We start from the raw sequence: 21,548 nt of genomic DNA, 5'->3' as shown, positions 1-21,548 counted from the left end.
ATGCTGGTATCCAATCAACAAACACTTGATCCGCTGATGACCGCGCAGGATTGGATGTCCGATGGCCGGGATGTCGCCATCGCGACCGTCATCGAGACGTGGGGGTCGGCGCCAAGGCCGGTCGGCAGCCATCTGGTCATCGATCGCTCCGGCAATTTCGAAGGTTCGGTATCGGGCGGCTGCGTCGAAGGCGCGGTTATCGCTGAGGCCATGGAGGTGATCGAGAGCGGCCAGCCGCGCATGCTCGAGTTCGGGGTTGCCGATGAAACGGCATGGCAGGTCGGGCTTTCCTGTGGCGGACGCATCAGGGTTTATGTGGAGCGGCTGGGCTGATCGTGGATCCCTTTTGCCTCAAGAAACTTAACGAAGAGCGCCGCGCACGCCGCGCCGCGATCCTCCTGACTGATATTGGGGATGGCCGGGACCGGGTGATCCGTCAGGGCGATCCTATTGCCGGTGCGCTGGGCCCCGCGGTTCGAACTGCATTCCTGTCGGGCCGGTCCGGAATTGCCGATGTGGATGGCCGGTCCTTTTTTCTGAATGTGCATCTGCCGCCGCCACGCCTCGTTGTCATCGGAGCGGTGCATATCAGCCAAGCATTGGCGCCCATGGCGAAGGTTGCCGGCTATGACATGGAAATCATCGATCCGCGCACGGCCTTTGCGACACAGGAGCGCTTTCCGGATGTCGTGCTTCACGCCGAATGGCCGCAAGACGTGCTGGAAGCCCGCCCGCTCGACCCCTATACAGGCGTGGCCGCAGTGACACATGACCCGAAGATCGACGATCCGGCGCTCGCGGCGGCGTTGACATCCGGCTGCTTTTACGTCGGCGCGCTCGGCAGCCGCAAAACACATGCAAAGCGGGTGGAGCGGCTCAAGCTGCTGGGGCTTGCTGACGAACAGATCAGCCGGATCAGCGCGCCCATAGGGCTTGATATCGGGGCCGCCAGTCCCGCGGAGATCGCCGTGGCGATCATCGCCGAGGTCGTCAAGACATTCCGTGCGCGCGAACTGCAGCCATTGCAGCAATTGGACCGAACCGCATGATATTCGGTGAAATGCCACTCGACGGTGCGTTCGGCGCGATACTCGCCCATTCGACCCATGCGGGCGGGCTCAAACTGAAAAAGGGGCATGTGCTTACAGCCGCGGATATCACGGGGCTACGGGCAGCAGGCGTCAGGCACGTCATTGCAGCGCGGCTGGAAAGCGGCGATCTCGAAGAGAATGCCGCCGCCGAGCAAATCACCAAATCGCTTGAAGTATTCAATGTCCGGCTGGGGACCGCAACGACGGGCCGCGTCAACTGCTACGCCGAAAAAGCCGGGCTTTTTGCTGTCGATGCCGATCTCGTCAATGCCATCAACGCGGTTGATCCGGCCGCAACGATTGCAACCTTGAAACCATTCGAGCGCGTTGAACTCGGCCAGATGGTTGCGACGATCAAGATCATCCCATTCGCAGTTCCGGCGCAAGTCATTGATCGCATTGCAATGCTGGCGCGCGGGCGAGCGGCGATTGGCGTCCATGCCTTTACCGGCGCTCGCGTCGGCCTGGCCCAGACGACCTTGCCGTCGGTGAAGACAAGCGTACTCGACAAGACCCGCCGTGTTATCGAAGCGCGCATTGCCGGAAATCACGGTGAACTGACTGCCGAGCGGCGGACCACCCATTCCGAAAGCGCGCTTGCGGAGGCCATTCGCGAGCTGCATCGATCAAACGACATTGTCATCGCATTCGGCGCATCAGCTGTGGTCGATGCCGGCGACGTTGTGCCGGCGGCCATCAGGCAGGCCGGGGGCGTGGTGCATCATGTCGGCATGCCGGTCGACCCAGGCAATCTCCTGGTGCTTGGCGAACTCGGCGGCAAGCCGGTTATCGGTGCGCCGGGCTGTGCGCGCAGTCCAAAGGAAAATGGCTTCGACTGGGTGCTCGAGCGCCTCATGGCAAATGTGCCCGTCACGAAGAAAGATGTCATCGGCATGGGCGTAGGGGGCTTGCTTATGGAGATAACATCGCGGCCGCAGCCGCGCGATCCGCGACCCGCCGCGTCGCGCGCCGATGTGGCGATCGCGGTGCTTGCGGCGGGACAGTCGACACGCATGAACGGATCAAACAAGCTGCTCGCGACCTTCGCCGGCATGCCTTTGATCCGGCGTTCGACCCTGACTGCGATCAAAGCCGGCGGACATCCGGTCATTGCCGTTCTCGGCCATATGGCCGAGCAATGCAGCGCGGCGCTCGAAGGCCTGAATGTCGTCATCGCGCTCAACAAGGATTACGCGAGCGGCCTGGCATCCTCGCTGCAAACCGCGATCCGGCATGTGCCCGCTTCGGCGGACGGCGTCCTGATGCTGCTTGCCGACATGCCGGCGCTTTCGAGCGAGCACATCGAGACGATGATCAGGCGTTTCAGCGAGGCAGGGGGCCAGTCGATCGTGCGGGCGACCTTTGACGGTAAGCGCGGCAACCCCGTGCTTTTGCCACGCCAATTGTTTGACGAAGTCTTCACGCTTGCCGGTGATGTCGGAGCCCGTCATCTGATCGAGCGAGGCGATTTTCCGCTGATCGATGTTGAACTTGGCGAGGCAGCGGCTATTGATGTCGACACGCCGGACATGCTCAATCGCGCCGGCGGCACGATCGCCCTGCCGAACCCCTAGGACCAACCTTGCTGAAATCCATCCTCTTCGCCGCGTTCGCTCTGCTGTGCCTCGCCGCGCCCGCTTCCGCCGTGCAGCTCGATCCGTACAAGGACGATCTGTTTGCCTATCCCGGTTTTCTCAAAAGCGCGGATGGCGGCGACTATGTGGTTGTGGATTATAATGAACTGCGGGATATCAATGGCCGCGACACGGTGCCGGAACGGCGGGTCAAGCCGAACTATGTGTCCTTGCAGCCGAAACGCTCGCAAAAGGATCTCGTAGTCACGACCGACAGCGGGTCGGTCAAGGTCATGGCAGTCGGCAATCTCGACAGCCCGGCCATCATCACGATCTACCTGCACGGGCAAGGCGGAAATCGGCAGCAGGGGATGAACGATTTCACGTTCGGCGGCAATTTCAATAGGCTGAAGAACCTTATGGACCGGAACAACGGTCTATACCTCACGCCGGATTTCACCGATTTCGGCGAAAAGGGTGCAGCGCAGGTTGCTGGCTTGATTGCTCATTTCAAGGCGCAGTCGCCGCAAGCGAAACTGTTCGTTGCCTGCGGATCGATGGGGGGAATGTTATGCTGGCGGCTTGCGGACGATCCAAAGGCGGCAAAGGATATTTCCGGATTGCTGATCCTAGGATCACTTTGGGACGATCACTTCATCGGCTCCGCTTCGTTCAAGCGCCGCATACCGGTCTTCTTCGGCCACGGTAGCCGTGACCCGGTCTTTGCCATCGACAAGCAGGAAGCCTTCTATCAGCAGATCCGGGCTTCCGCCAAAGGCTATCCCGTGCGCTTTACCCGGTTTGAAAGCGGCAACCACGGCACGCCTATCCGAATGACGGACTGGCGCGGCGCGTTAAACTGGATGCTGTCGGTCGCACCCTGAGTGTCCTGGTGTTGTGGCAATAAAGTCCCATTGTGGCAGTTGTGCCACTAGACAAATGACGAAAAGCGAATAGTTTCCGGCCTATATCCAATACTGCGATGAGACTTTGCGGAGAGACCCATGCGCCTGCCTGAAATACTGAGCCGAATTGCCCCTTTGGCGGTTCTTATTCCCCTGGCAGCATGCTCCACGACCGGCCAGCCTCCACTGGTTCCGATGATCCCCACTTTCGCGCCAGTTCGCCCGCCGGTGGATTCAGCGCTGGCCGAACCCTGCATCCAGGCGGCGGCAGTCAAATACTTCCTCTCCGAAAGCAACATCAAGGCCGTTGAAGCGGAATCGATGGGCGGTGGCGTAAGTCAGGTGCGCCTGAAGGCGGATATTCGCGATGCCATGTGCACCGTAACCGACAAGGGCAAGGTCCGCTCTATCGTCGACACCATGCCGAAGAGCGCCGACCAGGCTGCAGCCGACGAGGCCGCGGCACGCAAGGCAACGAACCCGGCCCCGCCGGCAGCGCCCGCTGCGACGCCGGCAAAAAAGAACAAGAAAACCAGCAGCTAAGCGGTCTTTCCTTTAATAATTTCAGCAGCGCGGCCATCGCCGCGCTGTTTTCATTTCAGGGAAGCTTTGGCGCAAGCACTTTGAGTTCGCCGGCGCGAACGGCAATCTTGACGTCGCGTGGCAACGGGATCAGTTCGCCATCGATCGTGGCCTTGGCGCCGCGCCGCAGGTGCGGGAAGTGAAGCTCGACTTTTCGGGCCACAACTTCATCGACATCCGGGTTGCTGCGCCACGAGCCGGTGAGCACCGTGAAAGCCAGCTTGAGAAGAGCGGCCGGCGTCAATTTTCCAGCAATATAAACGCCGAGCTCGCCGCGGTTGACGACTTCGGGAACCGGCAGGACGCCATGGCCATAGGCGTTGTTGGCGACGGAAATCGCCGAAACGGTTCGCTCGATGGTGGTTCCGTCGACGACCATGCGAACGAGGAATTTAGGCGGGCGACCCATGGCCTTGGCGAAGGCGCGCATGCTGGCGAGCCGCTTGCCCCAGCGCGAGCGATATTCCAGCGTGTTGCGCACCTGAATCATCTGCGGCTGGAAGCCGATCGAGAACTGATGGACGAAACTTTCGTCATTGGCCGTTGAAATATCGACAGCTTCGATCGATCCGGTCGCGAGACTTTCAAGCGCAGCGTTGAGGTCGAGTGGGATCTTCAGCGCCCGGGCGAAGAGGTTCATCGTGCCGGCTGGTAGGACGGCGAGGGGTATTTGCGACTTCCATGCGAAATCCGCGGCCGCGGAGATCGTACCGTCACCGCCGCCGGCCATGAGCACATGGTCGCCCGGCTCGGCGCAGACGCGTTCAAGCGCTTTGATTAGCTTCTTGCCCGGGATGATCTCGCTTTCGAACGTATGCCCATGGCTTTCGAAGATGGACTTTGCCGTCGCTGCGAATGCCTCCATGTCCATCGTGCGAAAGGTGCCGCCATCGCGGTTGAAAACGGCATGGACTTTCATGTCTGATCCTTGTTCAGCGGGAAGCGCGGCGAGGTGAGCGGAAGATGGTCAATTGCCCCACTAAAAACAATCCCTCAGGCGTGTTTTCGTTCCTCGACTTTCGTAGGGCATTGACGGCCATAATGGGCCTACACCTCTGACACGTGCGGGCTGACAAAGCCAAGCTTGCGCAGCCCATCCCTGATTTCCGGCGCGCTCATGAAGAGTTCCCAAAGCAGCCCGCTGCGGTGGTTCTCGATCATGGCGACGATCGGCCCCTGATTGATCGCAAGATAGGTACGGGCATACCAGTTGCGCGCCGGTGCAAAGGCATCGACGAACCCGAAACGCCCGGCCATCCGGCCTTGCGGCAAAGTCATGAAATGGCGCAGCGCCCGCATCGACTCGTAAGGCGTGTAGGGAAGGCTGCTCAGGGCCGCTGTCGGTGCAATCAAACCCATGTCGGAAACCGGTGAACTGACGGCGTAACCCTTGGGCGCGTGGCTCGCAGTCAGCCCCCAGCAGTCGTCGGACTGCGTTTTTTCCACGCTGTGCAGATAGTTGATGCGCGTGTGATTGCAGTTCTGCTCCCAGTAATCGGCGTAGCGATCCTTAAGGCCGCGCGGGTCGAGGCCGCAAAAGGAGTAATGGGCAAAGAATAGGGGGCCGCCATAGTCCGGACCCAGCGGCAGCGTTACTCCATAGTACTCGCGCCCGTTGGCGATTGCGCCGTTGCCAGCAAATCCCTCGTGGTAAATCCGGGGTTCGATCGCGTAGTCGGGGGAGGCGGCGGCGAGAACATAGGTAATCAGCGCTTCGTTCCAGCCGCGAATCGGCACATTGCGCGCCCAGCCATGTTTCGGGCTGTGATGCCAGTAAAGCGCATTCGTTCCGGGCTTTACGTGCGCTCTCCAGTTGACCGCGCGCCAGAGACGATCGATCCGGGCCCTCAGGTTGAAGCTTCCCGAATGTTGCGAGGCGAGGTACTGGCGAACGCAGAGAAGCCCCTGAAACAGCAATGATGTTTCGACGAGATCGCCGCCGTCATCGAGGCGCGAGAAGGGGACCGTCGAGCCGTCGCGGCCGTTGATGAAATGCGGATAGACACCCTGGTAGCGCCTCGCTTGCTCGAGGGTCGATACCATTGCATCGAAACGGGCAAGCGCATCCCGGCGTTTGATCCAGCCGCGTTCGAGGGCGACAATTATCGCCATGAAGGCAAAGCCAGAGCCGCTTATCGAGACGAGGTCATTGTTCGGATCGGCTGTCCGGCCAGACCTGTCGCGGGCAAGACCGCTATGGGGATGCGCGCCATCCCAGAAATAGCCGAAGCTTGCGCGCTGCACCCGCTCAAGCAGCGCTTCATCGCTGTCCTCGCCATGAAACGCTGGGGCCGAGTCAAATCGAAGATGCATGGGAGGCGCAATATCCTTGCCAAGGGCATTATGCCGCTGCATATGCCGGGTTGCATCAGGCGGGCGTCTCGACTCTATAGTACGCATGGCGCCGAGTGAGAAGGCGCAACCGGTAAAACCCGAAAGAGGCGAAGAGATGTTTGAAGCCCGTTTTGTTTTTGACCCGCTTCCGCAACCGGCATTGCCCGTGGCCGGTCTGGACACGCTTTTCCCGGTTCACCGGATATACTGTGTGGGACGCAACTATGCCGACCACGCCATCGAAATGGGACATGACCCGAGCCGCGAGCCGCCATTCTTCTTCCAGAAGAACCCTGATAGCCTCCTGACCGAGGGGCGGGATTTCCCGTATCCCACAGCGACCAACGATGTTCATTTCGAAATGGAGCTCGTTGTGGCGCTTGCCAAGGGCGGCTCCGACATCAGCGTCGAATATGCGCTGGATCATGTCTACGGCTATGCCGTCGGGCTCGACATGACGCGGCGTGATTTGCAAGGCGAGGCCAAGAAGCTCGGCCGCCCCTGGGAGGTCGGAAAGGCGTTCGAGGCATCTGCGCCATGCTCGCCCATTGTGCCGGCGGCGGCGATCGGCCACCCCGTCGCCGGCGCCATCTGGTTGAAGGTGAACGGGACCGAACGCCAGCGCGGCGACCTCGACCAGATGATCTGGAAGGTTCCGGAGACGATTTCTTACCTGTCGACACTCTTCACGCTGCAGCCGGGCGACCTGATCTTTACCGGTACGCCCTCCGGTGTCGGCGCCGTGCAACGCGGCGATGAAATGCATGGCGGCGTTGATGGAATCGGTGAAATTCAGGTTCGGGTCGTCTAGGACGGCCTGCAACCCAACACAATTTTGCCAGCGAACCGAACTTGTTTCTTCCGAGATCGAAAGCGACGGCGAAAATAATTTTTTGCGCAATCTCTCCGGCCGTTGCGGGGATTTCCACGCTATTGGCGCAGCTTAGGCAAATATGTGCCGGCTAAGCGAATTCCCCTCGCATTTCCGTGAAGAGTCGCGGCCTTGTGTTTGAAAATAAATGAGGTATTTGAGATCCATCAACTTCTATTTCGTATCTCAGAGCGCCGATTTTGATGGAACACCGCATTCTCTTTGGCTCCTATCCCATCCCGCGATTCGGCGGGATCGCCAGCCACAACTTTGTGGTCTGGACGGATGAGGCCGGGCGTCCTTTGTTCGAAATCAACGGCGGCGCCGCAAATCCGGACGGAAGTTTCAACTATTGCGCGATTGGCGGCGCGCTGACTGCTGTCGTCACCGACTATGCCAAGCGCGATCTCGTCTATTTCCCGGAATTTTACGTGCGGCCGACTTCGCGCACGACGATGATCCTGGAGGGCAGCTACGCGACGATTGCTGCGCGCTGGCGGGCGGCAATCGATGTAGCCGAGCGTATCCGGCAATCGGATCTGCGCTACTCTTTCCTGATCCAGAACAGCAACTCGGTAGCAACCGCCATTGCCAAGGGAATGGGTCTCAACCCGCCGCGAAAGGCCGTCGGCCGCGTGCGTGCGCCGGGGAGCCATCGGCAACTATTGCTCGACGCGGCATGATCCAAGATTGATCTCCCAGTAAGACTGTAATAACTGATCGCATATCGTCATCCGGGCCACCGGAAGATGAAAGATTATTTAGCCTTTATTCTGGGCTCAATCCCGCCATTATTGCAGGGCTAATGCGCCAACCTTGAAACGGTGCAATTCGCTTCCTTCAGATCCATTCTGATTTTGGAATAACCCATGACGACGGCTGTCGCAGACCACGAAAAACAGATGCAAAGGCTGGAGGCCCGCGCGAAGTCTCGCCTTCCCTGGTGGGGCAAGAAGGCCAGATCGGCGATGTTCGCCGCGCTGGGCATCGGCGTGGCCATCGTCAGCCTGCTCGTCCTCGCCCATTTTTCCAGCGAGATTTCGCTGCATGATGTGAAGCGGTCGCTGCATGCCATTCCGACAAGCACGCTACTGGTCGCGCTTGTTTTCACGATCGTCAGCTTTGCCGCCGTTGCACTCTACGACGTTGTTGCAGTTGAGACGATTGCGCCGAAACGCGTTCCCTATCACATTTCCGCCATGGCGGGCGGCGCCGGTTACGCCATTTCCAACGCACTCGGATTCTCGCTTCTGACCGGCGGAGCGTTGCGCTACAGGGTCTATGCCGCCGAGGGGATCGATATCGCCGATATCGGTCGCATCATCGGCACGTCGTGGCTGGCGATCTGGTTCGCATTCACGATTCTCATCGCCGTTGCCCTCGTTATCGACCCGACACGCATTCCCTGGGTGGTCTCGTTCGGCCCCATCGTCGATCAGGTGATTGGCACGGGAACTCTTATTGCCGTCGCGGTGCTCCTCTATTGGCTTTCGCGCCGCGAGCGTACGCTGCGGATCGGCCGCATGTCGGTGCGCCTCCCGTCGTCGCAGGGCGCGCTGCTGCAGATCATCGCCGGGCTTGTCGATGTCGCCGCCGCTGCTGCAACGCTCTACGTTCTCCTGCCTGCGGGCTCGGTTGGAAGCATTCCGGCCTTCGCGCTCGTATACGTGGTCGCAGTCGCGCTCGGCATCGTCAGCCATGCACCAGGCGGTATCGGCGCTTTCGAAGCGACGATTATTGCCGGCCTTGGCCTTGGCCAGAATCCCGACGCTATCGCCGCGCTGGTCGCCTACCGCCTGATTTATACGCTTATCCCTTTTCTGATCGCGATCGCCGGGTTCGTCGTTTCGGAGATTTTGCGCAAACGCCATCTGCTCGCCGCGCCGACGATGATGGCTGCGCGCATGTTCGAGCCGCTGATACCGCCGCTTTCAGCCGGCATCGCGTTCCTTGGCGGCATCGTTCTCCTGATTTCGGCGGTCATTCCCGGCCTGCACTCCCGCCTCGAAGTGTTGGCAGACATCCTGCCCATGCCATTTCTCGAAATGTCGCATCTTGGCGCGAGCTTCGTTGGCCTCGCGTTGCTCATCGTTGCTCGCGGCCTGGCACGGCGGCTCTGGCGCGCCTGGTTTCTCGCCCTCATTCTGTTCAGCCTTGGCGCCATCTTCGCGCTTACGAAGAGTCTCGCCTGGGAAGAAGCGCTCATATTGACCTTGATGGCGGGAACGCTGCTCCTGTTCCGCGATTCCTTCTATCGCAGGCCGCTCAACGAACGCTTCACACTCACATGGGGCTGGCTCGCCAGCATCGGGACCACTGCTTTTGCGGTGATCTGGCTCGGATTCTTTGCCTATCACCATGTCGAATATGCCAACGAACTCTGGTGGGAGTTCGCCTGGGATGCCCAGGCCTCGCGGTTCTTGCGGGCGACGGTGCTGGTCCTCACCATTCTTGCGGCCGTCACGATCAACACGGTCATCAATGGCGTTGGCCGCAGCAAGCTCAAGGCCCAGCCCATTCCCGATCAGGTCCCCGAGGTTGTCGCCACGTCGCCGCGTGCCTCCGATGCGCTGGCACTGCTCGGTGACAAGCGCTTCCTGATGGATCCGCAGGGCAGGGGTTTCGTCATGTATGCCCGCTCTGGCGGCAGCCTCGTCTCGATGGGCGAGCCCGTGGGCAACGACGGGACCGTCATATCGGATCTCGCCTGGGCATTCCGCGGTCTTGCCGACCGAACGGGATCACGCACGGTGTTCTATGGCGTAGGTCCTGAAAGACTGCCACTTTTCCTCGATATGGGCCTGACGGCGCTGAAGCTTGGTGAAGTTGCACGCGTCGACCTGACAGACTTCTCGCTTGAGGGCTCGAAGCGCCAGCCGCTGCGCTACGCGGCGCGCCGCCTCGAAAAAGAAGGCATAACATTCGAGGTCATTGCGAGGGACAATACGCCGGACATCATGGACGAGCTGCGCGAGGTCTCGGACGCCTGGCTCGAGATGAAATCCGGTTCGGAGAAGCGGTTTTCGCTTGGATCGTTCGAAAACGCCTACCTTGCCAATTTCGACGTCGGTGTCCTGCGCAAGGAGGGCAAGATCGTCGCATTCGCCAATATGTGGCGCGGCGCCAACAAGGAAGAAATTGCCGTCGACCTGATGCGCCATGTACCGGATGCCTCCAGCGTCGTCATGGACGGGCTTTTTGCCAATCTGCTGATGGCGGCAAAGAACGAGGGCTATCATTGGTTCAATCTCGGCGCGGCGCCATTGTCGGGCTTGTCCGACAGCCATCTTGCCTCGCGATGGAACCGGATCGGCTCCTTCATCTACCGGCGCGGCGCCGAGTTTTATCGGTTTGACGGATTGCGCGCTTTCAAGGATAAGTTCGGCCCGAAATGGACACCCTATTACCTGATTTGCCCACCGGGCCTCGCGACGCCCCGCTCGCTCATTGATGCGACGAATCTGGTGAGCGGCAGCCCCTTTGAGGTCTTTAAAAGATGAAATTCATGCGCAGGCGCACCCTGCTCGTCATTCTTGCATTGCTGATCGTCAGTATCGGTCTTTCTGCAGCACTTCACTACCTTCCGCGGTTCGGGTTTGGCGGCGGAGGCAAGCGCATTCTTGTTTCGTCCGAACGGCTCACGGACGTGCCGTTGCTGCAGCCGGATGGCAAGCCGTCGGGTATCGCTATCGTCGTTTCGCAAAAAGGTGGCTTGGCTGCCGACGACGAAGCGCTGAGCAAGCTCCTGCTCGACCGCAACTTTCTGGTCTTGACCGTCGATCTTGAGAAGTGGCGCAAGGAACTCGATCAGGATACCGGCGATTGCACTTATTTCGTCTCCGACCTCGAAGGCATTGCCAAGGAGGCGCAGCGCATGATCGCTGTCGATACCTATATGCATCCGGTAGTCGTTGGCATCGGCGAGGGCGGCGTGATGGCCTATGCGTCGGTGGCCGATACGCCGGCGGCAACCCTGGCGGGAGCGGTCGTTGTCGATCCCTCGGTCGGGCTCAAGACCAAGCTTCCGTCGTGCGAGGGCGCCGATTATGAGGCCGTGGGCAATGACGGCTTCAGCTACTCCTACGATGCCGATCTGCCCAATCCGGCAACGATCGTGCGCGAGAAGCCGGATGCCGACCCCAAAGGCCCGCCCAGCACTGGCTTTTTCCTCGCGCAGGAAAAGCTCGGCGCAACGCGTCCCGAGCGGCTGCAGATCGCGGCGGACGCGGCGGTCGAAATCGCCAAGGAAGACGCCTCGGCCGAGTCGCTGCCGATCATCGACGTGCCGGCAACAAACGGCGATCCTAAATATCTCGCCGTCTTTTTCTCGGGCGATGGCGGCTGGCGCGATATCGACAAGTCGGTCGGCGACATCATTGCCAAGGAAGGCGTTCATGTCGTTGGCGTGGATTCGCTTCGCTATTTCTGGACGCTGCGTAAGCCCGAGGACATCGCCAAGGATATCGGCCGGATCGTCGCGAAAGCCGATCCATCTGGCAAGCTGCCGGTGGTTCTCCTCGGCTATTCATTTGGTGCCAACACCATCCCCTTCTCATGGCCATCCATGCCCCAGCAATTGCAGGACCGAGTGCGGATGATCGGCCTGATCGGTACGGAAGAGACGACGCCGTTTCAGGTGTCGGTCGGAGCATGGCTCGGGCTCGGCGGCGACAACGAGGTTGCGCCTGCGGTCGCCAAGCTGCCGCTCGACAAGGTTCTATGCGTTTACGGTTCCGAGGAAGACGATACGGCGTGCAACGATCCATCGCTTGCATCAGTCGAGAAAATCGAACTTCAGGGCGACCACCACTATGACGAGAAGTACGATATGCTGGCCGCAAAGCTGATGCAGGCGATCGCGGCGCGCCAGCCCAAATAGTCTTGGATTTTCCGTCAGGTCTGCGCGGCTGGATGTGCTTCCTTCGCGCGGGCCCGCTTTCCGGCATCCGCATATTTCTGGGCAATGACAGCGCACACCATCAGCTGGATCTGATGAAACAGCATCAGCGGCAAGACTATGCTGCCGATGCTTTGCCCGGCAAAAATGACCGTTGCGATGGGAATGCCGCTGGCAAGGCTCTTCTTCGAGCCGCAGAAAGTTATTGCAATCTCGTCCTCGCGTGAAAATCCGGCCCAGCGGCTGCCGAACATGGTGACCGCAAGGACGATGGCAAGGATTGCAATGTCGAGCAGGATCACGACGGCAAGGTCACGAATCGAGATCGTATGCCACAGGCCCTCGGTCACGGATTCGCTGAACGCCAGGTAGACCACCATCAGGATCGACCCTCGATCGAACGGCATCAGCAGCTTGCGCTGGCTGCGAATGAAATTGCCGATGAATGGCTGGAGGATCTGCCCGAGAACAAAGGGCGCGAGCAATTGCAGGAGAATAGACTGCAGCGCATCAAGCGAAAATCCGCCATGGCCGGCCGCTGTCGAAAAGAGCAGGCCGACCAGAAATGGCGTTAGGAACATGCAGAAAATGTTCGAAGCAGAGGCGGAACAGATGGCGGCCGGCACGTTGCCGCCAGCAATCGAGGTGAATGCGATCGACGATTGCACCGTCGAAGGTAGCACGCACAGGAAAAGAATGCCGGAATAGAGCGCCGGGGGCAGTATCGTGGGCACCAGAATGCCGGCGCAAATACCAAGCAGCGGAAAGAGGACGAAGGTTGCCGCGAGAATCGTCAGGTGCAGCTTCCAGTGCAGGAAGCCGGCGATGACCACATCGCGTGAAAGGCGGGCGCCATGCAGAAAGAACAGCATGCCGATCGCTATCTTGGTCGCGGTGCCGAAATAATCCGCCGCTACGCCGCTGATCGGAAAGAACGAGGCCAGGATCACGGCCCCGACCAGCATCAGTGTGAAATTGTCAGGTAAAAAGCGACGCATTGCGACTTCCATTCGTGAATTCAACGCGTCCGTCTAACATACGCAGCCCACTCCCGAAACGATGAGGACAATCATATTTGTGCACGCATGAGAATCGAAAATATGAGTCGTTCGCTCACATAAATGTCACTGGTCTAAGTTGACGAGTTTTATCATAATTGTTTATCGAGTGAACGGACATCCGGGGGTCCGGATGCTTTTGATAGGGGGATTTTCCATGAAGATGTCATTTTCGCAATTTGCCGGCACGCTGATCGTTGCTGCCGGTGTCGCAAGCGCGACCATGATGGCGTCGGCGCGCGCCGAGGACGGGATCACCGTCTACAATGCTCAGCACGAGAGCCTTACCCAGGCCTGGGCCGATGGATTTACCAAGGAGACCGGTGTCAAGGTTACGATCCGCAACGGCAAGGACATGGAGTTCGCCAACCAGATCGTACAGGAAGGCGCAGCTTCACCGGCGGATGTTTTCCTGACCGAGAATTCGCCGGCCATGGCGCTTGTCGACAATTCGAAGCTCTTTGCACCGCTCAACGCCGATATCCTCGCGCAGGTCCCGGACAACTACCGGCCGGCCAATGGAAATTGGATCGGCGTTGCCGCTCGTTCCACCGTCTTTGCCTATGACAAGAACAAGCTGACCGAAGACAAGCTGCCGAAATCGATGGTCGATCTTGCCGATGAAAGCTGGAAGGGTCGCTGGGGCGCAGCGCCCGCCGGCGCCGATTTCCAGGCCATTGTCAGCGCCTTGCTCGAACTCAAGGGCGAAAAGGTCACGGAAGACTGGCTCAAGGCCATGAAGGAAAACGCCAAGCCGTATAAGGGCAACAGCATTGCCATGAAGGGTGTGAACGCCGGCGAAGTCGATGGCGCGATTATCTACCACTACTATTATTACGGCGATCAGGCCAAGACCGGCGAAAACAGCAAGAACGTCTCCCTGCACTTCTTCAAGAACGAAGATCCCGGCGCGTTTGTCAGCATTTCCGGTGGCGGTGTTCTCGCATCGAGCAAGAACAAGGATCAGGCGCAGGCCTTCCTGAAGTGGGTCACAGGCAAGGGCGGCCAGGCCGTCTTGCGCGACGGCAATTCGTTCGAATACGCCGTGGGCAAGGATGAGGCATCGAATGCCGCTCTCGTTCCGCTGGCGGACCTGAACGCGCCCAAGGTTGAACCTTCGAAGCTGAACAGCAAGAAGGTGACGGATTTGATGACTGCGGCTGGCTTGCTCTAAACGTCAGTCACGTTCATAAGGCGTCGTCCTGGCACCCCGGCATCAATGTCGGGGTGCTGTTTCATTTCCGTGCGGGCGCGCAGGCGTCTGCGCCATAACGAAGAAAGCAATGTCTCCATTGCCGCCAAGCCAATCAGACCAGCCAGGCGCGTTGTTGGTGCAAGCCCCATTTCCCCTGGTGCGCCGCCGCGGACTGCCACGCATGTGGGTCTTCGCTGCGGCGGCGGCAGTTTCGGCGCTTTCGCTGCTACCGGTCGGGTTTGTCATCTGGATTGCCGTTCAGACCGGTTGGGAAACCGTATCGGCATTGATTTTTCGGCCGCGCGTCGGCGAATTGTTGATCAATACGCTTCTGCTGCTCGCCCTCACCATTCCGATCTCGATCGCTCTGTCGGTGACGCTCGCATGGCTTACCGAGCGGACGGACCTTCCCGGCGCCCGTTTCTGGTCCTGGCTGGCGGTTGCGCCGCTCGCCGTTCCCGCCTTCGTCCACAGCTACGCCTGGGTCAGTCTCGTCCCCGGGCTGCAGGGCCTGTTCGGCGGCGTACTCGTTTCGGTTCTCGCCTATTTTCCGTTCCTCTACCTTCCGGTTTCGGCGCAAATCAGGCGCCTTGATCCGGCGATCGAGGATGCTGCGGCCTCGCTTGGCAATGGTCCGTTGCGCGTTTTCTTCTTTGCCGTGCTGCCGCAATTGCGCCTTGCGATCTGCGGCGGGTCGCTGCTGATCGGCCTGCATCTTCTTGCCGAGTACGGCCTCTATGTAATGATTCGGTTTGATACCTTCACCACGGCGATCGTCGACCAGTTCCAATCGGCCTTCAACGGTCCTGCCGCGAACATGCTGGCTGGCGTACTGGTCATCTGCTGCTTCGGCCTGCTGGGCCTCGAAGCCCTCGCTCGCGGCAATGAGCGCTATGCCCGCGTCGGCTCTGGCGCGGCCCGCATCCCTGTCAAGCGGACGCTCGGTTGGATGGCGGTGCCGGGAATGTTGCTTTGCGCGCTGACCGCAGCACTCGCAATCGGCGTTCCGTTCACGACGCTTGGCCGCTGGCTTATCCTTGGCGGCGCCGGCGTCTGGCGTCTCGACCTTATCGGCAACGCTCTTGGGCAAACGATCCTGTTCGCACTCGCGGGTGCAGCCCTGACGACGGCGGTGACCTTGCCGATGGCATGGCTCTCGGTCCGCGCGCCCGGCAGTATCCAGCGCGTTCTTGAGTCGTGCCATTACTATGTGGGATCGCTTCCCGGCGTGGTTGTGGCCCTGGCATTGGTCACGATTACGGTCCGCGTCGCTCTGCCGCTCTACCAGACGGTGGCAACGCTGCTCCTTGCTTATGCCTTGCTGTTCCTGCCGCGATCCCTCGTCGGATTGCGCGCCAGCATCGCCCAGGTTCCCGTCGAACTCGAACAGGCGGCGATGGCGCTGGGGCGCACGCCGATCAACGCCGTGGCGCAGATCACCATGCGGCTCGCCGCGCCGGGTTTTGCCGCCAGCATGGCGCTCGTTGCATTGGGCATAACCAATGAACTGACCGCCACGTTGATGCTGTCGCCCAACGGGACGCGCACGCTCGCAACGCAATTCTGGTCGCTGACCAGTGAGATTGACTACGTTGCCGCTGCGCCATACGCATTGTTGATGGTTCTGTTGTCACTGCCCATGACTTTGCTGCTCTACACACAATCCAAGCGAATGACCGGACAATGACTTTTCTTTCAGTAAACACCGTCACCAAACGCTATGGGCGGGTCACAGCCCTCGAAAATGTTAGCATCGACGTCGTTGCCGGCAGCCGTACGGCCATCGTTGGACCGTCAGGGTCGGGCAAGACAACGCTGCTGCGCTTGATCGCCGGCTTCGAAGTGCCGGATTCGGGCCAGATTGTGCTGGATGGAGAGTTGCTGGCCGAGGGCAGGGCCGCCACACCGCCGTACAAGCGCAGCATCGGCATTGTCGCGCAGGATGGAGCGCTGTTTCCCCATTTGACGGTTGCGGACAATATCGGTTTCGGGCTGGACCGAAAGGCGCCCCATCGCGATCGGCGCATATTGGCGCTGATGGACATGGTAGAACTCGCGCGGGAAATGGGCGACCGGCGGCCGCACCAACTCTCTGGCGGCCAGCAGCAGCGTGTCGCCCTGGCGCGTGCCTTGGCCCGCCAGCCAAAGCTGATGCTGCTTGACGAACCTTTTTCGGCGCTGGACACGGGCTTGCGCGAGGCCATCCGCATGTCCGTTGCCGAGTTGCTGCGGGCGGAGAAGATCATGGCCATTCTGGTTACGCATGATCAGGCAGAGGCGCTGTCATTTGCCGATCAGGTGGCGATCTTGCGCGAAGGGAAGTTGCTCCAGTCGGGACCGCCGCGCGACCTCTACATGAAGCCGTCCGATCCCGGCATCGCCTCGTTCTTTGGCGATGCGATCATCCTGTCGGCGGAGATTGACGATGGATGGGCCGAGTGCGAGCTCGGTCGCGTCGAGGTATCGAGTTCCTATCGCGGCAAGGGGCGGATCATGCTGCGTCCGGAACAGGTGGTCCTCTCCTTGTCCAACGGCGCGCAACCTTGCCAGGGGACCATCATGCGGATCGATTTCAACGGTCCGTCTAGCTTGATCGCGCTGTCGCTGGGGAAAGACGGAGCGCCGCTGATGGTCAAAAGCGCGCGGCTGGACTTGCCGCCTGTGGGCAGCCATGTTCAGATCAGTTTGATTGGCCAGGCGCACGTCTTCGCCTGATCACCCGCGCGGAGAGACGAATGAGCAGGCAATTTACCTGGCTGAATGAACCCGCGGTGCATCGCGGCGATGCCGCAGAACTGCAACTTACGACCGATCTGCAGACCGATTTCTGGCAAGAGACATTCTATGGTTTCAAGCGAGACAACGGTCATGCTTACCTGACACCGGTAGCAGGCGATTTCACCGTGCGGGTCAGGTTCAAGGGCGACTACCGCGAACTTTATGATCAGGCCGGGCTGCTGCTGCGGATTGATCCGGCAAACTGGATCAAGACAGGCATCGAGTTTACGGACGGGCAGATGCATTTCAGCGTCGTCGTCACCAATCGCCAGTCGGACTGGTCGGTCATTCCTTTGCCCTACGCAGGTCCCGACGATGAGGTTGCGGTGCAATTGACCCGGCACGGATCAGCGGTCCGCGTGCAATTCTCTGTCAACGATGCGCCTTGGCAGATGGCCCGCCTTGCCCCGTTTTCTGATGCCGACGCCTCGGTCGGAATGATGGCCTGTTCGCCGGAGCGGGCAGGATTTACGGCGCGTTTCCGTGGTTTCGAACTTGGTGCTGCCATCGACCGCAAGCTGCACGACTAGAGCCTGTCCTGTTTGAGCAGGACTTTTCTAGCTTTTGAACAATTCCGGTCGCTTGTCGCGCAGATGCAGCAACATGCGGCCCATCTGGGAAATATGTGTTTCCATGGTCTTTGCCGCCCGATCGGCATCCCTGTCGGCAATCGCCGCAATGATTGCCTCGTGTTCGACGAGCGTTTCCGCCATCCGCGCTTCGTAATGGAGAAGCAGACGTCGCACCCGGTCGATCTGGCTGCGCTCACGCGAAGCGATCTCGCGCAGGCCCACCAATCCAGCCGCATCGCTGATCATGTCGTGCAACGCCTCATCGAGTTCATAGAAGTGTTCGAATTCCCGGTGGGCCGCGGCGTGGCGCTGTTGCTCGAGGTTCTGCTGCATCCACTCAAGCGTTTCCGGCGTCAGCTGCTCCGTCGTCCGGCGTATTGCGGCTGTTTCGAGTGCGACACGGACGAATTGCGCCGTTTCGATTTTCTCGAGCCACAGGCGCGCGACGAACGTGCCGGTCTGCGGATAAATCTCAACCAGTCCTTCATCGGCCAGACGGTTGATCGCATCACTGACGGGGGTACGGGAGACGCCGAGCTGGGCCGCTACGACTTCCTTGCGGATAGCTTCACCCGGCGCGAGCTGCGATGAAATGATCGCCTGCCGTAATATCGTATAGACCTGGTCCTTGCGTGTGACGGCGACGACCTTCTGTTGCTTGAAGTCCCTGCTCGCAGAGCGAATCTGCACGGTCGAAACTCCCCCATTGTTCGCTGAAACCCGGGGTTCCAGCAATTGACTCCCGTCGCAACATCTAACATGTTACATACCAACGGGGAAGAATGTTTTGGGAGGAGCATTTGGACAGCCAGCCTCCAATTGTGTCGCTGCGCGGGATCAGCAAGACCTTCGCTCACGTGGTTGCCCTGCGCCGTATTGACCTCGATATCCATGCTGGAGAAATCCATGCAATCATGGGCGAGAACGGTGCGGGCAAGTCGACACTTGTCAAGATTTTGAGCGGCGTGCATCGGCGCAGCGGCGGACACATGGAAGTTCGCGGCGATCCGGTCGATTTTGCAACGCCGAAGGAGGCGGAGCGCAACGGCATCGCCATCATCCATCAGGAACTCAACCTCATCCCCACTTTAAGCGTCTCGGAGAACATCTTCCTTGGCCGCGAACCTCTGAAAGCCGGCCTCTTCATCGACTATGCCGAGATTGAAAGACGCAGCGCCGAAATCCTGACGCGCTTCGGTATCGATATCGACCCGCGCGCCGATATCGAGAACCTGCGGGTGGGCGAGCAGCAATTGGTCGAGATAGCACGCGCCCTTTCGCTCAATGCCGATGTGCTGGTGCTGGACGAACCAACGTCGGCCCTGTCCGAGGCCGAGGCGCAAAGGCTTGCGAGTTTCGTGCGCGATCTTGCCCGGCAAGGCGTCGCCATTGTCTACATTTCGCACCGGATGAGCGAGGTCTTTGCACTTGCCGACAAGATCACGGTCCTGCGCGACGGCAATTTCATCGCAACCCGCCGCTCGGGCGAGATCAGCGAGCGCGATGTTATCCGCATGATGGTTGGCCGGGACGTAAAGAAGCAGCTTGCTGCAGCTTCTGTGTCGGAGCGGCCGATTGTACTTTCGGTGCGCAATCTCGGACTCGAAAGACCGAACTCGCGCGGCCGAATTCACAGCGTTGTCAATGATGTAAGCTTCGATCTTCACGAGGGCGAGATACTCGGGATAGGCGGGCTCCTGGGATCGGGCCGTACCGAAGTGCTGGAACTCATTTTCGGCGCTGCCATTGGAAAACGTTCGGGTACGATAGAACGCGGCGGTATCAGGCAGGCGGCGCAGTCGCTAAACCCGCGCCGTTCCGTCGGCAACGGCATCGCTTTCCTGACCGAAGACCGCAAAGGGACGGGTCTGCTGCTTCACGCCGACATCCGCTCCAACGCGGTGCTCCCTTCGCTGCCCTGGCTTGCGCCGCTTGGCTGGATCAGCAAGGCCCGCGAAGACACGGTTGCGGGTCGCATCATCTCGGCCATGCGCGTGCGCTGTCAGGGGCCAGACCAGGGCATCGATGAACTCAGCGGCGGCAACCAGCAGAAGATCGTACTCGGCAAATGGCTGGAGACGCGACCGCGGGTCGTGCTGCTCGACGAGCCGACGCGTGGCATCGACGTCGGCGCGAAGGAGGAGATTTACGACCTTCTCAAAAAACTGGCGGAATCCGGGGTTGCCATCGTGATGGTAAGTTCGGAGCTTCCGGAACTGCTTTCGCTGTCGAATCGCATTCTTGTCATGTGCGAGGGCAGGGCGACAGGCGTCATCGACGCCCAGGAATTTTCAGAAGAGCGGGTCATGGAGCTTGCAACGCCGCAGGGCAATGCCCTGACCGGAGCAGCGGCATGACCGATACAGGCGAGCGGGCAATGGCATCATCGAACACCATGGAATGGCTGAAGGGGATCGTAAAGGCGACGAAGCTCTATTGGGGCCTCGCATTGCTGTTTGCAGTCGGCGTTCTGTCCTCGCCCGTCTCATCGAAGGGACACAACATCTTCCTGTCCTTCGGCAACCTTTCCGACGTTTTCCGGCAAATTTCCGTGACCGGCATCACCGCTGTCGGCATGACGCTTGTGATCCTTATCGCCGGTATCGACCTTTCGGTCGGGTCGGTGCTTGCACTCGGCTCCGTGGTCTGCGCGATGCTCCTGACCAATGAGGGCTGGTCTTCCGCCTATCTGCTCGGTGTTCCAGCTGTGTTTCTTCTGGCCTTCCTTGTCGTCCTCGGCGTCGTATCGTTTGCTGTCAAGGTGCAGCGGCGCGCAACGCAAACCGGAGCGGTTCCCGGACTCTCCAAGATCGCACTGGTTGCCGCCTTGGCCGCCGCGTTTGTCGTCGCCGCCCTGGTCGCGTCGAGTTCCGGAAGCAAGGCCAGCGTCCTGCTTGTTCTGCTTGTCGTGCCCGCTGTTGGCCTGATGCTCGGGGCAATCAACGGTGTCGTGATCGTCGGCGGCAGGCTACAACCCTTCATCGTTACGCTCGCCATGATGGTCGCCGGCCTCGGCATTGCCCGGCTGACTGCTGGCCAGAACACGGCCGTTTGGCCGGTCTATACGGGAAGCAATGCCACCGAGGATTTCGAGGCGCTGCGGGCGCTCATCTTCGGCATCGTTCCGGTACCCGGCGTCATTTTTGCGGGCGTCATACTGCTCTTCTGGATCATTCTCAGATTTACGAAGTTCGGCCGCTATGTCTATGCGATCGGCGGCAATGAGGAAGCGGCCCGGCTTGCCGGTGTCCCGGTCTGGCGCGTCAAGATCACCGTCTACGCGATTTCGGGCTATCTTGCAGCGCTGGCAGGCATCCTCTACGTCGCACAATACCGCCAGGGCAAACCCGATGCCGGCATGGGTCTCGAGCTCGATGCGATCGCTGCCGTTGTCATCGGCGGGACCAGCCTCATGGGCGGCCGCGGATCGATGATCGGCACGCTCGTTGGCGTCCTCATCTTCGGTTTCCTCAGCAATATCCTCCAGCTTAACAATATCGACAGTAATACCCAGCTCGTCTTGAAGGGCATCATCATCATTGTCGCGGTCCTGCTTCAGGAACGCCGCTCAAGTGGTTGGATGTTCTTCCTTTCTCAGCTCAAGGTGCGCGACGCACCCGAGAGATCCGTGTCCAGCCAGCAGACGGAGACAGGCCGGCACGGCGAATAATACGCATAACCACAAAGGGAG

General features: G+C 60.0%; 19 protein-coding genes. 15 read left to right on the top strand and 4 right to left on the bottom strand.

Annotation, left to right across the window (positions count from 1 at the left end; translation table 11 throughout):
* The 5 genes from HQ945_RS09400 (at position 1) to HQ945_RS09380 (ending at position 4,113) form a co-directional block, all read left to right on the top strand.
* Positions 1-333, top strand: a complete 333-nt coding sequence (locus HQ945_RS09400; protein ID WP_174208043.1) for an XdhC family protein — start codon at positions 1-3, stop codon at positions 331-333.
* Between the two features lie 2 nt (positions 334-335).
* On the top strand, positions 336-1,049 hold the full coding sequence (locus HQ945_RS09395; RefSeq protein WP_174208042.1) for an XdhC family protein: 714 nt from the start codon (positions 336-338) through the stop codon (positions 1,047-1,049).
* A complete protein-coding gene (locus HQ945_RS09390) occupies positions 1,046-2,665 on the top strand; it encodes an NTP transferase domain-containing protein (protein WP_113280643.1) in 1,620 nt (539 codons plus the stop codon). The genes HQ945_RS09395 and HQ945_RS09390 overlap by 4 nt, the downstream gene beginning before the upstream one ends.
* A gap of 8 nt (positions 2,666-2,673) precedes the next feature.
* Complete coding sequence (locus tag HQ945_RS09385; protein WP_174208041.1) at positions 2,674-3,549, top strand: alpha/beta hydrolase; 876 nt, start codon at positions 2,674-2,676, stop codon at positions 3,547-3,549.
* Between the two features lie 120 nt (positions 3,550-3,669).
* The gene (locus HQ945_RS09380) at positions 3,670-4,113 is read left to right on the top strand and encodes a hypothetical protein (RefSeq protein ID WP_246272633.1); all 444 of its coding nucleotides are present in this window, start codon (positions 3,670-3,672) and stop codon (positions 4,111-4,113) included.
* A 55-nt stretch (positions 4,114-4,168) separates the two neighbouring features.
* On the opposite strand, the gene HQ945_RS09375 is transcribed toward HQ945_RS09380, so the two are convergent.
* Positions 4,169-5,071, bottom strand: a complete 903-nt coding sequence (locus HQ945_RS09375; RefSeq protein WP_027231610.1) for a diacylglycerol/lipid kinase family protein — start codon at positions 5,069-5,071, stop codon at positions 4,169-4,171.
* A gap of 128 nt (positions 5,072-5,199) precedes the next feature.
* Positions 5,200-6,465 (bottom strand): glucoamylase family protein, encoded by a 1,266-nt coding sequence (locus HQ945_RS09370; RefSeq protein WP_174208040.1) that lies wholly within the window; start codon positions 6,463-6,465, stop codon positions 5,200-5,202.
* 136 nt (positions 6,466-6,601) lie between these two features.
* Here HQ945_RS09370 and HQ945_RS09365 point away from each other — a divergent pair, with 136 nt between their 5' ends.
* The 4 genes from HQ945_RS09365 to HQ945_RS09350 all read left to right on the top strand — a co-directional run bounded on the left by HQ945_RS09365 (position 6,602) and on the right by HQ945_RS09350 (position 12,236).
* Positions 6,602-7,297, top strand: a complete 696-nt coding sequence (locus tag HQ945_RS09365; RefSeq protein ID WP_113280645.1) for a fumarylacetoacetate hydrolase family protein — start codon at positions 6,602-6,604, stop codon at positions 7,295-7,297.
* 263 nt (positions 7,298-7,560) lie between these two features.
* A complete protein-coding gene (locus HQ945_RS09360) occupies positions 7,561-8,040 on the top strand; it encodes a hypothetical protein (RefSeq protein WP_174208039.1) in 480 nt (159 codons plus the stop codon).
* A 186-nt stretch (positions 8,041-8,226) separates the two neighbouring features.
* Complete coding sequence (gene mprF / locus HQ945_RS09355) at positions 8,227-10,857, top strand: bifunctional lysylphosphatidylglycerol flippase/synthetase MprF (protein ID WP_174208038.1); 2,631 nt, start codon at positions 8,227-8,229, stop codon at positions 10,855-10,857.
* 5 nt (positions 10,858-10,862) lie between these two features.
* Positions 10,863-12,236, top strand: coding sequence for a virulence factor family protein (locus HQ945_RS09350; RefSeq protein ID WP_246272632.1), 1,374 nt, complete (start codon positions 10,863-10,865; stop codon positions 12,234-12,236).
* 14 nt (positions 12,237-12,250) lie between these two features.
* Here HQ945_RS09350 and HQ945_RS09345 read toward each other — a convergent pair whose 3' ends face one another.
* Positions 12,251-13,252 carry a bile acid:sodium symporter family protein gene (locus tag HQ945_RS09345; RefSeq protein WP_113280768.1) on the bottom strand — a complete coding sequence of 334 codons (1,002 nt, stop codon included), beginning with the start codon at positions 13,250-13,252 and terminating at the stop codon, positions 12,251-12,253.
* A 217-nt stretch (positions 13,253-13,469) separates the two neighbouring features.
* Between HQ945_RS09345 and HQ945_RS09340 the strand changes: the two genes are divergently transcribed.
* The 4 genes from HQ945_RS09340 to HQ945_RS09325 all read left to right on the top strand — a co-directional run bounded on the left by HQ945_RS09340 (position 13,470) and on the right by HQ945_RS09325 (position 17,815).
* Positions 13,470-14,486: an iron ABC transporter substrate-binding protein gene (locus HQ945_RS09340; RefSeq protein WP_113280649.1), complete on the top strand. Its 1,017-nt coding sequence runs from the start codon at positions 13,470-13,472 to the stop codon at positions 14,484-14,486.
* Between the two features lie 202 nt (positions 14,487-14,688).
* Positions 14,689-16,194, top strand: coding sequence for an ABC transporter permease (locus tag HQ945_RS09335; RefSeq protein WP_246272631.1), 1,506 nt, complete (start codon positions 14,689-14,691; stop codon positions 16,192-16,194).
* Positions 16,191-17,222 (top strand): ABC transporter ATP-binding protein, encoded by a 1,032-nt coding sequence (locus tag HQ945_RS09330; RefSeq protein ID WP_113280651.1) that lies wholly within the window; start codon positions 16,191-16,193, stop codon positions 17,220-17,222. Before HQ945_RS09335 ends, HQ945_RS09330 begins: the two co-directional genes overlap by 4 nt.
* Before the next feature lie 20 nt (positions 17,223-17,242).
* Positions 17,243-17,815, top strand: coding sequence for a DUF1349 domain-containing protein (locus HQ945_RS09325; RefSeq protein ID WP_113280652.1), 573 nt, complete (start codon positions 17,243-17,245; stop codon positions 17,813-17,815).
* 27 nt (positions 17,816-17,842) lie between these two features.
* Here HQ945_RS09325 and HQ945_RS09320 read toward each other — a convergent pair whose 3' ends face one another.
* A complete protein-coding gene (locus HQ945_RS09320) occupies positions 17,843-18,547 on the bottom strand; it encodes an FCD domain-containing protein (RefSeq protein ID WP_162737179.1) in 705 nt (234 codons plus the stop codon).
* Positions 18,548-18,657: 110 nt separating this feature from the next.
* On the opposite strand from HQ945_RS09320, the gene HQ945_RS09315 reads away from it, so the two are divergent.
* On the top strand, positions 18,658-20,214 hold the full coding sequence (locus HQ945_RS09315) for a sugar ABC transporter ATP-binding protein (RefSeq protein ID WP_113280769.1): 1,557 nt from the start codon (positions 18,658-18,660) through the stop codon (positions 20,212-20,214).
* Between the two features lie 38 nt (positions 20,215-20,252).
* Positions 20,253-21,527 carry an ABC transporter permease gene (locus HQ945_RS09310; protein ID WP_113280770.1) on the top strand — a complete coding sequence of 425 codons (1,275 nt, stop codon included), beginning with the start codon at positions 20,253-20,255 and terminating at the stop codon, positions 21,525-21,527.
* The last annotated feature ends 21 nt before the right edge of the window (positions 21,528-21,548 follow it).

The sequence above is a fragment of the Phyllobacterium pellucidum genome (genome assembly GCF_013327855.1).
GTDB lineage: Bacteria > Pseudomonadota > Alphaproteobacteria > Rhizobiales > Rhizobiaceae > Phyllobacterium > Phyllobacterium pellucidum.
This window is presented reverse-complemented; position numbering and strand designations above follow the sequence as displayed.

Excerpts from the sequence above, each read along its gene's own strand:
- HQ945_RS09350 (WP_246272632.1), top strand. The coding sequence starts at position 10,863 with ATGCGCAGGCGCACCCTGCTCGTCATTCTTGCATTGCTGATCGTCAGT.
- HQ945_RS09340 (WP_113280649.1), top strand. The coding sequence starts at position 13,470 with ATGAAGATGTCATTTTCGCAATTTGCCGGCACGCTGATCGTTGCTGCC.
- HQ945_RS09310 (WP_113280770.1), top strand. The coding sequence starts at position 20,253 with ATGGAATGGCTGAAGGGGATCGTAAAGGCGACGAAGCTCTATTGGGGC.
- HQ945_RS09345 (WP_113280768.1), bottom strand. The coding sequence starts at position 13,252 with ATGCGTCGCTTTTTACCTGACAATTTCACACTGATGCTGGTCGGGGCC.
- HQ945_RS09375 (WP_027231610.1), bottom strand. The coding sequence starts at position 5,071 with ATGAAAGTCCATGCCGTTTTCAACCGCGATGGCGGCACCTTTCGCACG.
- HQ945_RS09365 (WP_113280645.1), top strand. The coding sequence starts at position 6,602 with ATGTTTGAAGCCCGTTTTGTTTTTGACCCGCTTCCGCAACCGGCATTG.
- mprF (WP_174208038.1), top strand. The coding sequence starts at position 8,227 with ATGACGACGGCTGTCGCAGACCACGAAAAACAGATGCAAAGGCTGGAG.
- HQ945_RS09400 (WP_174208043.1), top strand. The coding sequence starts at position 1 with ATGCTGGTATCCAATCAACAAACACTTGATCCGCTGATGACCGCGCAG.
- HQ945_RS09370 (WP_174208040.1), bottom strand. The coding sequence starts at position 6,465 with ATGCATCTTCGATTTGACTCGGCCCCAGCGTTTCATGGCGAGGACAGC.
- HQ945_RS09335 (WP_246272631.1), top strand. The coding sequence starts at position 14,689 with ATGTGGGTCTTCGCTGCGGCGGCGGCAGTTTCGGCGCTTTCGCTGCTA.
- HQ945_RS09360 (WP_174208039.1), top strand. The coding sequence starts at position 7,561 with ATGGAACACCGCATTCTCTTTGGCTCCTATCCCATCCCGCGATTCGGC.
- HQ945_RS09330 (WP_113280651.1), top strand. The coding sequence starts at position 16,191 with ATGACTTTTCTTTCAGTAAACACCGTCACCAAACGCTATGGGCGGGTC.
- HQ945_RS09325 (WP_113280652.1), top strand. The coding sequence starts at position 17,243 with ATGAGCAGGCAATTTACCTGGCTGAATGAACCCGCGGTGCATCGCGGC.
- HQ945_RS09390 (WP_113280643.1), top strand. The coding sequence starts at position 1,046 with ATGATATTCGGTGAAATGCCACTCGACGGTGCGTTCGGCGCGATACTC.
- HQ945_RS09380 (WP_246272633.1), top strand. The coding sequence starts at position 3,670 with ATGCGCCTGCCTGAAATACTGAGCCGAATTGCCCCTTTGGCGGTTCTT.